11 protein-coding genes and 1 tRNA gene are annotated in these 15462 nt (G+C 68.4%); 5 read left to right on the top strand and 7 right to left on the bottom strand.

The features are described 5' to 3' along the window. Positions 1 to 71: 71 nt before the first annotated feature. A complete protein-coding gene (locus ACFTE1_RS22935; protein ID WP_380619029.1) occupies positions 72 to 1160 on the bottom strand; it encodes an aminotransferase-like domain-containing protein in 1089 nt (362 codons plus the stop codon). A gap of 230 nt (positions 1161 to 1390) precedes the next feature. Between ACFTE1_RS22935 and ACFTE1_RS22930 the strand changes: the two genes are divergently transcribed. The 3 genes from ACFTE1_RS22930 to ACFTE1_RS22920 all read left to right on the top strand — a co-directional run bounded on the left by ACFTE1_RS22930 (position 1391) and on the right by ACFTE1_RS22920 (position 4562). After that, positions 1391 to 1981, top strand: coding sequence for a hypothetical protein (locus ACFTE1_RS22930; protein WP_380619031.1), 591 nt, complete (start codon positions 1391 to 1393; stop codon positions 1979 to 1981). Between the two features lie 299 nt (positions 1982 to 2280). Next, a complete protein-coding gene (locus ACFTE1_RS22925) occupies positions 2281 to 3384 on the top strand; it encodes an ArsA-related P-loop ATPase (protein ID WP_380619033.1) in 1104 nt (367 codons plus the stop codon). Next, a complete protein-coding gene (locus ACFTE1_RS22920) occupies positions 3381 to 4562 on the top strand; it encodes an ArsA family ATPase (protein ID WP_380619035.1) in 1182 nt (393 codons plus the stop codon). The genes ACFTE1_RS22925 and ACFTE1_RS22920 overlap by 4 nt, the downstream gene beginning before the upstream one ends. Positions 4563 to 4927: 365 nt before the next feature. Here ACFTE1_RS22920 and ACFTE1_RS22915 read toward each other — a convergent pair whose 3' ends face one another. Then, positions 4928 to 5242, bottom strand: coding sequence for a WhiB family transcriptional regulator (locus tag ACFTE1_RS22915; protein ID WP_380619037.1), 315 nt, complete (start codon positions 5240 to 5242; stop codon positions 4928 to 4930). Between the two features lie 301 nt (positions 5243 to 5543). Between ACFTE1_RS22915 and ACFTE1_RS22910 the strand changes: the two genes are divergently transcribed. Then, a complete protein-coding gene (locus ACFTE1_RS22910) occupies positions 5544 to 8048 on the top strand; it encodes a transglycosylase domain-containing protein (RefSeq protein WP_380619039.1) in 2505 nt (834 codons plus the stop codon). A 256-nt stretch (positions 8049 to 8304) separates the two neighbouring features. Here ACFTE1_RS22910 and ACFTE1_RS22905 read toward each other — a convergent pair whose 3' ends face one another. Beyond that, complete coding sequence (locus ACFTE1_RS22905) at positions 8305 to 9891, bottom strand: PTS ascorbate transporter subunit IIC (protein WP_380619041.1); 1587 nt, start codon at positions 9889 to 9891, stop codon at positions 8305 to 8307. An 18-nt stretch (positions 9892 to 9909) separates the two neighbouring features. Next, complete coding sequence (locus tag ACFTE1_RS22900) at positions 9910 to 10707, bottom strand: PTS sugar transporter subunit IIA (RefSeq protein WP_380619043.1); 798 nt, start codon at positions 10705 to 10707, stop codon at positions 9910 to 9912. 269 nt (positions 10708 to 10976) lie between these two features. Between ACFTE1_RS22900 and ACFTE1_RS22895 the strand changes: the two genes are divergently transcribed. Then, positions 10977 to 12113, top strand: coding sequence for an alpha/beta hydrolase family protein (locus ACFTE1_RS22895; RefSeq protein ID WP_380619045.1), 1137 nt, complete (start codon positions 10977 to 10979; stop codon positions 12111 to 12113). 373 nt (positions 12114 to 12486) lie between these two features. Here the strand turns inward: ACFTE1_RS22895 and ACFTE1_RS22890 are convergent. The 3 genes from ACFTE1_RS22890 to ACFTE1_RS22880 all read right to left on the bottom strand — a co-directional run bounded on the left by ACFTE1_RS22890 (position 12487) and on the right by ACFTE1_RS22880 (position 15279). Then, a tRNA-Phe gene (locus ACFTE1_RS22890) sits at positions 12487 to 12560 on the bottom strand. A 100-nt stretch (positions 12561 to 12660) separates the two neighbouring features. Next, positions 12661 to 14469: a YhgE/Pip family protein gene (locus tag ACFTE1_RS22885; protein ID WP_380619047.1), complete on the bottom strand. Its 1809-nt coding sequence runs from the start codon at positions 14467 to 14469 to the stop codon at positions 12661 to 12663. 15 nt (positions 14470 to 14484) lie between these two features. Next, positions 14485 to 15279, bottom strand: coding sequence for an ATP-binding cassette domain-containing protein (locus ACFTE1_RS22880; RefSeq protein ID WP_380619049.1), 795 nt, complete (start codon positions 15277 to 15279; stop codon positions 14485 to 14487). Positions 15280 to 15462 lie beyond the last annotated feature (183 nt).

Genomic DNA, 15462 nt, shown 5'->3' with positions numbered 1-15462 from the left:
GGACCCCGAAACGGGATCCGGCCCTCTCACTTGTCCACGGCCGCCCGCTCGGGACGGCGTCGGTGCGGTTCTCAGACGCGGGTGGCCTCGACGGCCCTCGCCAGACGGCGGACGCCCTCGTCGATCTTGTCGGCCTGGACGGCCGAGTAGGCCAGCCGCAGGCAGGACTCCCCGCCCTCGAGGACGAAGTCCGTGCCCTTGACCACCTGCACGCCCTCGTCGGCGGCGGCCTTCAGCACCTTCGCGCAGTCGACCCCCTCGCCGAGGTCGACCCACAGGAAGTAGCCGCCGTCCGGAACGACGAACGAGGCGTTCGGCAGGTGTGCGCGCAGGCTGGCCGACAGCTGGTCGACCCGCTCCTCGAGCGCCGCCTTCACCGTCTCGATCGACCGCTCCAGGGCGCCGGACTCGGCGAACTGGTAGATGGTCGACTGGGCGAACTGGTTCGGCGCGATGTAGGTGTTGGTCGCCTGGGTCGCGATCTTCTTGACCAGGTCGGCCGGGCCCACCAGGTAACCGGTGCGCAGGCCGGGGCAGACGGTCTTGGAGAACGACGAGGCGTAGACGACGCGCCCGTTCGTGTCCTGCGACAGCAGGGTCGGCAGCTGCTCGCCGCGGAACCGGATGTCGAGGTACGGGTCGTCCTCGAAGATCGTGAAGTCGTACTCCTCGGCCAAGGCCAGGAGGCGCGTCCGCTTTTCAGCCGACAGGGTGACGCCGGCCGGGTTCTGGAAGTTCGGGATGATGTGCGCCATGACCGGGCGCAGGCCGTCCTTGAGCTTCTGCTCCAGCTCGTCGACGTTGACGCCGTCGGACTCGACCGTGACCGGGTGCAGCTCGCCCTTGCGGTTGCGCAGCCCCAGCAGGGTGCGGTCGTAGGTAGGGCGCTCCACGACGACCGGGGAGTCCTCGCTCACCAACTGGTCGAACAGGAAGGCGTCGGCCTGCATGGAGCCGTTGGTGACGATGACGTTCTCCGGCTCGACGCCGTGTTTGGCGGCGATCCACTCCCGAAGGGGGACGTAACCCACGGACGTTCCGTACGTCGTGGTCTTGGCCGGGTCCTTCTCCAGGGCCGCGACTGCGGCCTGTTTCAGGCCCTCGACGTCGATGATGTCCAGGGACGGTGCTCCGCGGGAGAATGAGATGACATCGTTCATATCTCAAGCCTATGCGGGATTCGGCGCCCCTCCCACCCCGGCCCCCGCACTGTGGCGTGGCGCCGCCCACCATGTGGAACTCATCCGGCCGCTCTCCTGGCGCCCCACTCGTAACCTCCGGTCGCCGTGGCTCGTTAGAGAGATAAGTGACAGCTTGATGAATTTCACATCGATCGATAGACCACGTCCAGCGTCGCCTCCCCGAGAGCACTGAGACCCAGGGAGCACAAGTGTCAACCACGCACCAGCCCACGACCGATCCCGCCGAATCCCGCGCCGACTCCGAGACCGGCGACGCCGCCGGCACCGACCGGGTCCCCCGGCCCCGAGAGAGCGCCGCCGACAGCGCGGACGACCACCTGACCGATTCCGACCTGCGCAAACTCGACGACGGCCTCCGCCCGTCCAACCGCCTGTGGACCTTTGCCATGGTCGCCGCCGCGATACTCTTCGCCGCCGCCCTGGCCCTGGTGGCGATGAAGTTCTTCGTCCAGTTCGAGGCGGTCAGCGACACGCCCGAGAACTCCGTCGAGGAGTTCCTGACCGAACTGGTCGACCACCAGGACCCCGCCGCCGCGGCCGAATGGACCTGCAGCGAGAAGGCCAGCCGCGACTTCGACGCGGCCGTGGCCGACTTCGGCGAGCTGGCCCGCGAACGCAACATGGAGTGGGGAGCGGTCGAGGAGACCTCGCGCAACCTGGGCGAGGCCACCGTCAGCGCCGAGTTCGCGCTCGACGGCGCCGAGCCGGCCGCCGTGGAGTTCAGCCTGATCGCCGAGGAGGGCTCCCCGCAGTGGATGGTCTGCGGCCTGACCCAGTAGCCACCCGATACGGTCGCCCCCGGCCGGGGCGAGGCCCCGCCGACACCGTCGCGGTCCCGGTCCGACCCCGGACCGGGACCGCGAACCGGACCGGGGGAAAGCGTGGAGTCCTCACATGAGCGACCGGGCCGCACCGCCGCGATGCAGACCAGGTCGCGGAGTCCTCACGGGAGCGATCGGACCACCGCCAAGCGGACCCGGCTCCGATGCGCCCGCCCCGCTCGGCGTCCCTACCCGATACGGGTGCGGCCGCGTCCTTCCTTCCCTGGCGCGGGAGATTCCCGCGTTAGAATCGGGGCGTGAGCCCAAGCTACGCCTCCCGGACTCCCCGCAGGACCGGATCGGACACCCGCCCCCCGGCGCCGCCGACCCCCCGCCTGCATTTCGTGACCGGCAAGGGCGGCAGCGGAAAGACCACCCTCGCCTCCGCACTGGCCCTCGCGCTCGCCGACGAGGGGCACAAGGTCCTGCTCGTCGAGCTCGAAGGCCGCCAGGACCTCGCGGGCGTCTTCGGCATCGCCCCGCTCCCCTACGGCGAAAGGCTCGTCACCTCGGGCCTCGGCGGCGGAGAGGTCTACGGCCTGGCGATCGACACCGAAGAGGCCTTCCTCGAGTACCTGGAGATGTTCTACCGCATGGGATCGGCGGGAAAGGTCCTCCACAAGGTCGGCGCCGTCGACTTCGCGACGACCGTGGCGCCCGGGCTCAAGGACATCCTCCTGACCGGAAAGCTCAAGGAGATCACCTCGCGCTCCGCCGGAGGGCGGTGGATCTACGACGCGGTCGTGGTCGACTCCCCGCCGACCGGCCGCATCGCCCGATTCCTCAATGTGACCGTCGAGAGCGGCCGGCTGGCCACGACCGGGCCGATCGGAAGGCACTCGCGCTCGGTCGCGACGCTGCTCCACTCCCCGCAGACGACCGTCCACATCGCCGCGCTGCCCACCGCCATGGCCTTGCAGGAGTGCCTGGAGACCGTCGCCGAACTGCGCGCCGTCGACCTCCCAGTGGGGAGGGTGCTGCTGAACCAGGTCGTTCCGGACGTCTACCGGCCCGTGGAGCGGACCGGGCTGGAGGACGCCCTGCGCCGCGTCGGCGTGGAACCCGACGGCGGGCTGACCGAGGCCCTTCTCGCACAGTACGAGCGCCGCCGCGGACAGGTGGAGGCGCAGCGCCGGTACGTCGGCAGGCTGCGCGAAGAGGACGTGTCGTACGTGGCAGTCCCCGAGCTGACCGGGGGCGTCGACGCCGGAAGCCTCTACTCCCTGGCCGAGACTATTCGCTCCGGCCTGGACGGTGCGGCCGAACCGTTCGGGGAGAGGACGTCTCCCGAGACCCGCGCGGAAGAAGAGCGGGATCCGCCCCCGACCGACGGCACCGACTCAACGGGAGGGTCCGCATGACCGACGCCCCGATCTCCGGCGCTCCCTCTGCCCCGCACGGAGCCCCGTCCTTCGACATCGACGCGCTGACCTCCGACCCCGAGCGGCACATCATCGTCTGCTGCGGTTCCGGAGGAGTCGGCAAGACCACCAGCGCCGCCGCCGTCGCCCTCAACGCCGCCGAGAAGCACGGGCGCAAGGTCGCCGTCATGACCATCGACCCCGCCAAGCGCCTGGCGCAGGCCCTCGGGGTCGAGACGCTGGACAACGACCCGCGGCCGATCGAGGGTCTGCGGGGCGGCAGCCTCGACGCCATGATGCTCGACATGAAGCGGACCTTCGACCAGGTCGTCAACGAACAGGCGGACGAACGGCGCGCCTCGGCGATCCTCGCCAACCCGTTCTACAAAGCACTGTCGACGACCTTCAGCGGCACCCAGGAGTACATGGCCATGGAGCGGCTCGGCCAGCTCCGGACCGAGGGCCGGTGGGACCTGATCGTTGTGGACACGCCCCCGTCCCGGTCGGCGTTGGACTTCCTCGACGCGCCCGCCCGGCTGGCGAGGCTCATGGACGGCCCGCTGGTCCGCATGCTCGGCGCCTCCGTCCCCGGCAGGGGCAAGCGCTCCGTGCTGTCCGTGATGGGCGCGGGAGCGGCCGTCGTGACCAGGGTGTTCAACAAGGTCCTGGGCGGCCACCTGCTGACCGACATCGCCGAGTTCACCGCGAGCCTGCAGGACACGTTCGGCGGCTTCCGCGAGCGCGCCGACGAGACCTTCCGCATCCTCCGGGGCGCCGAGACCGCCTTCCTGGTAGTGGCGATCCCCGAGGACGCCGCGGTGGAGGAGGCCGTCTACTTCACCCGCCGCCTCCGCTCGGAGGACATGCCGGTGGCCGGGCTGGTGGTGAACCAGTGCGAGCCCTTGCTGGCGTGCCTGTCCGCGGACCGGGCGGCGGCGGCCGCGGAGGTGATGGAGGCCGTGGACCCGGACGGCGGGGCGGCCGAGGTGCTGGAGGTCCACGCGCAGATGGCGCGGAGGAAGCATCGGGAGGACCACGTGGCCGGCCGGTTCACCGCCGCTTTCCCGGAGGTGCCGGTGCGAAGGGTGCCGCTCCGGGGCAATGAGATAGCGGACGTGGGCGATCTGCGGGAGTTCTTCGCTCCACTGCGGAGTCCGATGGATCGGGCTTCGGAATGACCGTCGCGCACTTTTGATCGAATATCCGGTATTCGCCCCTGCGTCGAAAATTCGAAATGCGCCGAATGCCGGAAAATCCGCTATCCCCGGTATGTTCCGGCGCTGATCGATTCTCCCTTTCCGCGCTCAATTCCGGGCGCGAGCGATAGCGGCGGTTTTCTCGTTTCCTCACTTTCGGGGGAATCGCCGTGGAATCGAGCCCGCCGGAAAACGGACGTTCGCATGGAAGAGGGCCCGTCGGTCGACGGGCCCTCGCGGAGACGGTGTCCTCTCGGAACGCCGGGTATGGGAGCGGGAGGCGGACGCGGGATACGAATAAAGCCGCGAGTACGCGATCGGCGCACCCGCGGCTGGGAAGAGGACTCCTACCCGATCGGCAGGCGCATGCCCTTCTTCCTGGCACTTCTCTGTTCTTCTTCGAGCGCGGCCTCGAAGACCCTTCTCCAGGAGCGGACGCCCGGGTGCTTGCGCAGCAGGGCCCTCCGCTCGCGTTCTGTCATTCCGCCCCAGACTCCGAATTCGATGCGATTGTCGAGGGCGTCGGCGAGGCATTCGAGACGAACGGGGCAACCGCGGCAGATCTTCTTCGCGTTGTTCTGTTCGGCACCTTGTACGAACAAGGCGTCAGGGTCGCCCTCCTGGCAGAGGGCCTTCGTCGTCCAGTCGATCAGCAGTCCCATCTGCTGAACCTCCCTGTCTGGTTTCCCTTCATACCCGTTTACGGCAATACGTGTTGGTAACGCTACACATTGTCGCCGTACGTCAGACCCTACACCCTAAGTTGCGATTTGACTACTAACCGAGTCCGAATTAATCACGTTCGGGTGAACACGGGAGGGGATTTCGGATATAGGAAAGATCTTGAGATCATAACGATTCGGCCACAAAGGCTACCACAGGAGTCGAACTCGTGTCGGATGAGCAGGTGAACCCCGTCAAATGGCACCGACGGCGTCTGAACTCCCCCTCTATGCTGAGAAAGTGCAGAAGTTGACACGAGACCTCCGACCCATGCGCGCGATGCTCAAGCTTCTCGCGGGTTCCGTCCTCGCCGGCGTCCTCACGGCGGCCCTAGCACTCCCGTTCATAGCCGGACCGGGGTTCCTCTTCGAGAAGGGGCTCAACTTCTACGACGCGATCCCCGCCGAGCTCACCGACTCCCAACCGCCGCAGACCACACAGGTCTACGCGGCCGACGGCGAAACGCTCATCACCAGCTTCTTCCAGGAGAACCGCCGCGAGATCCCGCTGGAGGACATGGGCGACGTCTTCCCCGACGCGGTCCTGGCCGCCGAGGACTCCAAGTTCTACGACCACAAGGGCGTCGACTTCCCCGGCCTGTTCCGCGCCGCGCTCCGCACGACTTCCGGCGACACCCAGGGCGCCTCGACGATCACCATGCAGTACGTCAGGAACTCCCTGCTCTACAACGCCGCCACGGTCCCCGAGATCATCGAGGCCTCGCAGCGGACCCCGGAGCGCAAGCTCCGCGAGATCAAGTACTCGCTGCAGCTGGAGAAGGAGATGTCCAAGAAGGACATCCTCGAGGGCTACCTGAACGTAGTCTACCTCGGGAACCACTCCTACGGGGTCTACGCCGCGTCCTACACCTACTTCAACCGGCCGCCGTCCGAACTCACCGTGCACCAGGCGGCCCTGCTGGCCGCCCTGCCCAAGTACCCCTCCTACGCGGACGGGCTCATCTACGGCGACATGACCAACGAGCCGCTCATCACCGAGCGCCGCAACTGGATCATCGACCGCATGGAGAGCCTGGGCATGGTCACCGAGGCCGAGGCCGCCGAGCACAAGGAACAGGGGCTCGACCTCGACCCACGCCTGCCGCGCAGCGAGTGCACCGACGCCGAGCCGAACGACTGGGGCTTCTTCTGCGACTACTTCAAGGAGTGGTGGTCCCAGCAGGAGGCCTTCGGGGACACTCCCGCCCAGCGCCTGGACCTCCTCAAGCGAGGCGGCCTCTCCGTCGTGACCTCCCTGGACCCCGACGCGCAGGAGAAGGCCATGAAGGCCGTCCGCGAGCGCTCCGACAACGACCAGGTGGAGGCCCTCGGCTCGGTCTCGCTCGAGCCGAGCACCGGTCAGGTGCAGGTCATGGCCATCAACCGGACCTACGCGCTCGACCAGGCCGACAACGGGCCGCGCTCCGACGGCACCGAGCGGGTGTCGAACTACCCCAACACGACCCTGCCCCTGATGAGCGGAAACAAGGCCGCCAGCGGGTATCCGGCCGGCTCGACGTTCAAGATGTTCACCATGCTGGCCGCCCTGGAGGAGGGCTGGCCGCTGAAGACGACCCTGCCCAGCCCCGACAAGTACAAGTCGCAGTACCTGACCGCCGCCGACGACCCGGCGGCGTGCGGTTCCGAGGTCGAACCGAACACCAAGGCGTGGTGCACCACCAACGCCAACGCCGGGGTCAATGACTGGCAGAAGGGCAACTTCAACATGTGGAAGGCCTTCGGACGGTCTTCCAACACCGTGTTCGTCCAGCTTCAGGAACTGGTCGGCACCTCCAAGGCCGTCGAGATGGCCGAGCGCCTCGGCGTCGAGTTCCGCGCGCCGAAAGGCGGGGTGAACATGGCCAGGGAGGACGGCAGGCTCGACAATTACGGCGTCTTCACCCTCGGCTTCGACTCGGTGCCACCACTGGACATGGCGGAGGCCTTCGGGACGGTCGCCAACGAGGGCGTCCACTGCGAGCCGACGCCGGTGAAGGCCGTCTACGGGGCCGACGGCGCCGAGTGGAAGGACGTCGCGAAGCCCGACTGCGAGCGCCGCATCGACAAGGAGGTCGCCGACGCGGCGGTCAGCGCGGGCGGCTGCGTCGTCGGGTACGACGGACCGAAGTCGAAGTGCGACGACGGCACCTTCGCCGGCGCTTCCGTGGGCGAGCCGATGTTCGGCAAGACCGGTACGGCCGACTTCGACCGCTCCTACTGGTTCGTGGGCTCGACCAAGTCCTCGGCCACGGCGGCCTTCGCGGGCGACCCGGACAGTTACGGCAACGACGACGTCGCGGCGGGGTCCTGGCACGACAAGGTCAAGGAGACGGCCATCGCCACCCTGAAGGCCTCCACGTCCGGCGAGGGCGGGAAGTGGGACGCGCCCACGAGCAAGATGATCAACGGCGAGGGGCTCAAGAAGATCCCCGAGATCAAGTGCATGGACCCGCAGAAGGCGCTCAAGAAGGTCGAGGCCGCCGGCTTCGACGCAAGGCTGGCGCCCGGACAGCAGAAGTCCAAATGTCCCAAGGGCAAGGCCTTCGACACCTCGGTGAAGGGCTCGGCCCCCGCCGGCTCCCCCGTCTACATCCTCGTCTCGGACGGTTCGGGGAAGAAGAAGTCCGACGACAGGGAGCCCACTCCGCCTCCGGGCGACGGAGACGACGGCGGATCCAGTGACGGCCCGGGCAACGGCGGCGGCCGCGAGGGCCGGATCCCGGGCAATCCCGATCCCGGGCGTTAGCGGCGCCTCGCCCGGCTTCGGCCGGGCCTGACCGCCGCCGCTCGGCGGCCGGACACTGAAGCCGGCCACCGGTACGCGAACGGAAATCGAAGGGGGCGCTCCCGACCTACGGTCGGGAGCGCCCCCTTCCGTCATCTCCTCGTTCCGACGTGGCGCAAGCCCCCGTCACCGCCGGAAGTCCGGCGTGCGCCTGTGCTCACGGGCGGGGCGCATGGCCGCAACGGTGCCTCGCGCCCGATCGCACGGTGCGGCACAGTCACTCCCGGTCGAGGGGCGGCGGAGGCACCGGCGCGCCGGCGGGCGGCTGGAGCTTCGCGTGCCGTCGCTCGGCGGCCGTGCCATTGGCCTCGGAGCCCGCCGAGTGCATAGGGTCCTCGGGTTCGGTGGCCTCGCGCGGGAGCAGCACGTCCCGTTCGGCGCCGGGGTCCCAGCCCCGGTCGACGACCCGCTTCTGGACGACGATCGCCAGGGCCAGGACGGCCAGTCCGATGAGCACGATAAGGACGATGCCTCCGACCGGGCCGGCCTTCGCGGCCGTGCCGATGAGGAAGCCGAACCAGCCGAAGTCCGCGTCGCCGAAGGTCGTGTTCTCCGCCCCGAAGGAGCCCAGCACCAGGAGCAGGATCGCGGGCAGGAAAGTGATGATCAGCCCGTTGACGAACGAGCCGAGCATGGCTCCGCGCCTGCCTCCGGTGGCGTTCCCGTAGACGCCCGCGGCGCCGCCGGTGAAGAAGTGCGGCACCAGCCCCGGGAGCACGAGTGCCAGCCCGAAGGCCGGGTTCAGCACCCAGGCGAGGACGCCCAGGCCGACGAGGCCGCCGAGGAAGCTGAAGATGAAGCCGATGAGGACCGCGTTCTGCGCGTACGGGAACACGATCGGCGCGTCCAGGGCCGGGACGGCCCCCGGCACGACCTTCTGCGCGATGCCCTGGAACGCCGGGACCAGCTCTCCGAGGATGGTGCGGACGCCGAAGAGGATGACGGCCACGGCGATGCCGAACTGGAGGCCCTGCATGAGGGCGGCCATGAGGTAGGCGCCGGCGTCGCCGGGAACGGAGCCGGTGGCGTCGAATGCCGCGAAGGCCTCCTCCCGCCCGACCTTGGCGAGGAAGGCCACGGCCAGCACGAGGTAGATGAGCACCATCGACAGGGCGGTGGCCACCATGGAGTCGCGCAGGAAGCGCAGGCCCTCGGGCAGCTTCATGTCCTCGGTCGACCGGCTGGTCCTGCCGACCGCCTGGCCCGTGGCGCCGGAGGCGATGTACCCGAGGGACCCGAAGTGGCCCATGGCTATGTCGTTGGAGCCGGTGACGCGCTTGGTCCACGGGTGGACGAGCGCGGGCATTGCCACGAGCATGATGCCCAGCAGCAGTGCGCCGACGCCGACCACCACCACGGCGTCGGCGCCCGCGGTGGAGAGCACGATCGTCAGGAGCGTCGCCATGAACAGGATGTGGTGGCCGGTCAAGAAGACGTAGCGCAGCGGCGTGAACCGGGCCAGCAGCAGGGAGATCAGGAAGCCCAGGATCATGAGCCAGGCGACCTGGGCGCCGTAGGTCTCCTGGGCGATGCCGACGATCGCCTCGTTGGTGGGGATGACGCCGTGGGTGCCGAGGGCGCCCTGGATCATGGTCCCCAACGGGGCGAGGGCCGTGGTGACCAGGCCGGCTCCCGCCCCGATGAGGAGGAAGCCGAGGGTCGCCTTGATGGCGCCGCCGACGACCTGGCCCGCCGACTTGCGCAGGGCGGTGAGTCCGACGGCGGTGATGATGCCGATGAGGAAAGCGGGCACGCTCAGGATCTGGTTGACCAGGAACTGGGCGGTGGAGATGAGCCAATCCACGATGGAGTCCTTCGGGAGCTAAACGTCGTAGAGGTCGCGCAGGACGCGGTCGACCTCGGAGGCACTGGTGAAGTCTTGGACGACCGCGACGGGCACGCCCACGTCGCCGAGGGTCCGGGCGATCTCGCCGGAGGTCAGGATGGCCTGGGCCTCCTTGGCCTTGCCCTTCGCGGAGATCGTGTCGGCGGCCTCGGTGGTGAAGTACCGCGACCAGCCCCAGCGATCGAGGACCCCGTCCAGGGTCTGCTTGAGGAAGAGGCTGGTTCCGACGCCGTTGCCGCAGACGGTGAGGATCTTCTGGTCGGTCGACCCGGTGTAGTCGCCGGACCGGCCCTCGCCTTGTGGTGCCTTCTCCTCGATCCCGACCTCCTTGCCGGCGAGCAGGTCGTGGACCTCCCCGGGCGTGGCCGCTTCGCGCAGCGCGGTGAACTTGTCCGGGTCGGACAGGAGGCGCGCGAGCGCCCCCATGGCTCCGGTGTGCTCGCCGGCGTCCGTCGCGGCGAGCGCCACGACGATCTCCACCGGGTCGTTGGCCTTGTGGCCGAAGGCCACCGGAGTGGCGAGGCGGACCCAGCTCATGCCGGTGCGGTGCACCGAGGGGGCGGGCCTGGCGTGTGCGAAGGCGAGGCCCGGCGCGATGACGATGTAGGGGCCGTTGTCGTGGACGTTCTGGATCATCTCGGCCGTGTACCGGCTGGAGGCGACGCCGGTCTCCGTGAGGAGTTCGCCGGCGAGCTTGATCGCCTCCGTCCAGTCGGCCGCGGGCAGGTCGAGCCTTATCGCTTCCGGGGGCAGCAGCTCGGATAGTTCGCTCATCCCTCTTGAATACCACTGGTGATCGAGTCATGCCATAGGGTTGTCCACTCCCCGCCGTTTCGGAATCGGCTCGCATCCTGGCATTCCGTCGTCCGCATAGGCCCGCGGTGCGGGTGTCGCCTGGTCCCCCGGTATCACGGGACGGTCGTCGATTTGGCACCGAAGCCCCAGGGCGGCAAGCGATTTCGCGAATACGATCGAGTCGGTCGGCCGGGCCCGCCCAGGGTCCGGTCCCGTAACGCACCAATGTGGGAAGAGGAGACATCCCCTTGACGAAAATCATTCAACGATCGATGGCGGCCACGGCGGCCCTCGCCGCTGCCGCCGGAGTGGCCGCCGCCGCGCCGGCCGCCGCCCAGACCGAAGGCGTTCCGGAACTCTCCCTTGCGGAGCCCGGCGGAGAACACACGGTGGGGACCGAGTCCCTGCACCTGGTCGACGAGGACCGGGCCGATCCGTGGGTACCGTCCGACCGGCGCGAGCTGATGGTCTCGCTCTGGTACCCGACCGAGGGTCGGGGCGATGCGGCGCCCTACATGACGGTGGAGGAGTCCGAGCACTTCATGCGGCAGCTGCAGGAGGGAGTTCCCGAGAAGCTGCCCGGAGGCCTGCTCGCCGAGGTCGAGACGAACGCCGCCACCGGGACCGAGCCCTCGGGCGGAGACGGGGAGCTGCCGCTCGTCGTGCTCTCGCCGGGGTTCTCGTTTCCCCGGGCGACCTTGACCGGGGCCGCCGAGGAGCTCGCGAGCCGCGGTTACGTCGTGGCGGCCGTGGGGCACAACTACGAGGCCCCCATCAGTTTCCCCGACCGCACGACCGAGTGCGTCGCGTGCGCCGAGGAGGACTACAAGACGGTGGTCGGGACTCGGACCGACGACCTCTCCTTCGTCCTGGACGAGTTGACGGGCGAGGAGCCGGCCTGGGAGGACGCCGAGGTCATCGACTCCGACCGGGTCGTCGTCGGCGGGCACTCCGTCGGGGGAGCGTCCGCGCACCGGGCGATGCTGGAGGACGAGCGCTTCGACGCCGGGTTCAACCTCGACGGAACGTTCTTCAACCTCGGAGGGGGCAAGCTTGACCGGCCGTTCCTCATGGTCGGGGCCGTGGAGCACGGCCAGCCCGGAAGCGACAAGACGTGGAGCAAGGCGTGGAAGAGGCTCGACGGCTGGAAGCGCTGGATCAGCGTCGGCGGGTCGGGGCACAGTTCGATGACGGACCTGGCGCCGCTGTACGAGCAGGCCGGAATCCCCTCTCCCGGTATCGCCGGGGACCGTGCCGACGATCTGGCGCGGACCTATGTCACCGCGTTCGTCGACCGGCATCTGAAGGGCGAGCAGGAGCCCGTTCTGGACGGCCCGAGCGAGGAGTGGCCGGAGGTCCGGTTCCATAAAGGATCGTGCAACTAGCGTTCCGTTAGCCACGGACCGCAGGGAGCAACACCGGAACACAAAATAACCCCGCCTCCGGCGTTTCCGCTGGAGACGGGGTTATTTTCGGTGGCTGGCGCCGGGGTCGAACCGGCGACCTTCCGCCTCCAGGCCGAAGGCCTGCCACAACACAGCAGGCGGACGCTCGTGCCAACCACACCGCACAACAGAAAACCCGCCCTGGAGAACCAGAACGGGCTTCGACATTCGGTGGCTGGGGCCGGGGTCGAACCGGCGACCTTCCGCCTCCAGGCCGAAGGCCTGCCACAACACAGCAGGCGGACGCTCGTGCCAACCACACCGCACAACAGAAAACCCGCCCTGGAGAACCAGAACGGGCTTCGTCATTCGGTGGCTGGGGCCGGGGTCGAACCGGCGACCTTCCGCTTTTCAGGCGGACGCTCGTACCAACTGAGCTACCCAGCCGAAACGCGCATCAACGCGTCGACCTGTAACAGCTTACAGGATAGGGACGGGGAGGGTGCAGTGGCACCCTCCCCCGACGTGATCAACGTCTACATCCCGTCTAGATCGTGAGCGGCGGCTTGAGCTGGTCCATGCTCATACGCCGTCTCCGCATCACAATCAGGCTGGAGAGCATCAGCGCTCCGATCCCGAAGAGGACCAGGTAGATCGCCGCCTGGTAGAGGCGCGCCATCTCCCCTCCGCTGACGGCCACCCGCAGTCCCTCGACGACGTAGGTCATCGGCAGGTACGGATGCAGTATCTGGAAGAACGACGGTGTCACCTCCGCCGGGAACAGACCTCCCGCACTGGTCAGCTGCAGCATGAGGAACACCACGATCAGCAGTGATCCGGCCGCGCCGAACGCCAGCTTCAGCAGGTGCGTGATGGCGGAGAAGACCAGGATGCCCAGCATGGCGAACCCGATCGTCAGCCACGGGTGCGTGGGGTCGAGGCCGAGCCCGATCTGCAGCGTCGCGTAGAGCACGACGACCGAGATGACGCCGAGTATAGCCCCGGAGAGCCATCCGCCCACGGCGATCGGGATCGACCGCATGGTGCCCAGCATGGCCCGCGGGTTGGCCGGACGCAGCAGCAGGTAGCCGATCAGGCCGAACACCCACAGCGAGATGGCGATGAAGAACGGCGCCAGCCCGCGCCCGTAGGTGTGGGCGGGGTTGAGGTTCGTCTCGTCGATCGCGGTCGGGTTGCCGATGACGTCGGCGTTCTGGGCGTCGGTCTCCGGGTCGTTGGACGGGATCTTCCCGGCCCCGTCCTCCAACCCGTCGGCGAGCTCCGTCTGGGCGTCCTCGAGCTGCTGGAGCCCGTCGACGAGCTGGGTGGCGCCGTTGTAGGCCTCGGCGTTGCCGTCGGCGACGCTGTTCGCGCCGTCTTCGAGTTCCTGCAGGCTGCTGAGCGCCTGGTTCATGTCACCCGTGCTCACCAGGGAGTCCATCTCCGACTGGATGCCGCTGAGCCCGGAGTTGACGCTCTGCGCGTCGTTGAGGGTCTGCTTGACGTCCTGGCAGGCCGTGGAGTGGTCCGTGTCGATGACGGCGCACAGCTCGTCGAGCTGGGTCTGGGCGGAGTCCAAATGGCCGGCGACGCCGGAGTTCACGTCCTCAACGCTCTGGGCCAGGTCGCCCCAGTTGTCGACGACGACGTTGACCACCGGGGTCACCTTGTCGCTCATGGTGCCGACGCCGTCGGCGACCTGGCGGGAACCGTCCCTGAGCTCGGCGAGCCCGCTCGCCAGCTCGTTCGTCTTGTCCTTGGCGGTGGTGATGCCGTCCTTGATCTCGCTCGCGCCGTCGGCGGCCTCGGTCATCTGCTCGTTGAGCTCGCCGAGGTCGGAGAAGATCGTCTTGGCCGCGGTCACGTAGACGGCCGTGTTGACCTGTTTCTGGATCTCCAGCTCGACGGTCTTGGCCATGAGGCCGGCGATGTAGCCGTTGGCGTCGTTGAGCTGGAACTCGATCTGTGCCTGGCGGGGCTTCTCCCCGGCCAGCGATCCGAGGTCGGAGGAGAAGTCCTCCGGGATGCGCATGGCGATGTAGTAGGTGCCGTCCTCGAGCCCTTCCGCGGCCTCGTCGCGGTCGACGAAGTTCCAGCCGAGGATGTCGGTCTCCTTGAGCTGGTCGCTCAGCTGGTCGCCGGCGTTGATCTCCTTGCCGTCGACCTCGGCGCCCTTGTCCTCGTTGACGACGGCGACGGGCATGTCTCCGGTGGAACCGTAGGGGTCCCAGGAGAACCATAGGTAGAGGCCTCCGTAGACGAGAGGCATGAGGATGATGGCGACGAGCGCGGCGTAGCGGAGGGGGTGTCCTTTGAACCGCTTCAGCTCGAGGAACGCGAGTTTGAACGTGCTCATGTGGCGTGGATCCTTTTAACGTAGCGAGATGGCGGTGTCGACCGGGGGATCGGCGCGGACGCAGGAGGCGATGACGAGGCGGCCGGAGTCGGCGACCTGGCGCAGGGCCCCGAAGGCCGCGGCGGCGTCTTCCGAGTCCAGTCCCGCGTCGACATCGTCGACCAGGACGACGGGGGTCTCCTCGGCGGCGGTCAGCGCGATGGTCGCCAGCTTCTTCTCCATCGCGTCCAGGTGGCCCCACATGGTCTTCGGGTTGAGGGACAGGCCGAGGGCGGAGAACCAGCGCTCGACGGTGGAGCGGTCGGCCTTGCCGCGGGAGAGGACGGCGGTCTCGGCGATCACCTCGCGGACGGTGTGGAACTCCTCGAAGTCCACCGCCGGCGTCGCGGTGGTCATGGCGCACAGGTCGCGGATGCGGTCGGGCTTGGTCTCGCCGCCCACGGCGAGAGTCCCGGTGTCGAGTCCGAACCGCCCTCCCAGGGCGAGCAGCGCCGTGGTGCGTCCGGTGCCGGAGTTTCCGCTGAGGGCCAACAGGTCTCCGCGCGAGCCGGACACGGTCAGGCCCTCGACGATGGTCCCGGAGTGCCCGTGGGCCTTGAGGTTGTCGGCGCGGAGGTAGGGGGATTCGTCGGCCGGCTCGGACTCGGCCGCCTCGCCCGGCGTCTCGTCCCGCGCCGGCGCGGCCGCGGTCGCCTCTTCGGGGGCGCGGTGGCGGGCCGGGTCGGGGGCCTTGGCGTCGACGACGGGCAGCGGGCGGGTCTCGCTGGGGGAATCGGACCCCGCTCGCGGCTTGTCGGTGGGCTCGTTCATGCTTGGCATCTTCTCACTGGTTTCTTGCGGATTCTGCAAAATTTCCTAGTTGGCAATTTTATTACCCACAGGTAAGGAGTGGGAGGCGTTTGTGGCCAACCTGACTGCCGCAAGCACGGAGACGTCCGGTACACCGCCCTAAGCTGTCAGCGAATTAGCGTTTCGCCCCGCGAGGAAGGCCGA

Source organism: Salininema proteolyticum, assembly GCF_042685645.1.
Taxonomy (GTDB): domain Bacteria; phylum Actinomycetota; class Actinomycetes; order Mycobacteriales; family Micromonosporaceae; genus Salininema; species Salininema proteolyticum.
The sequence above is the reverse complement of the archived record's forward strand: the minus strand, read 5'-3'. Positions and strand labels throughout refer to the sequence as shown.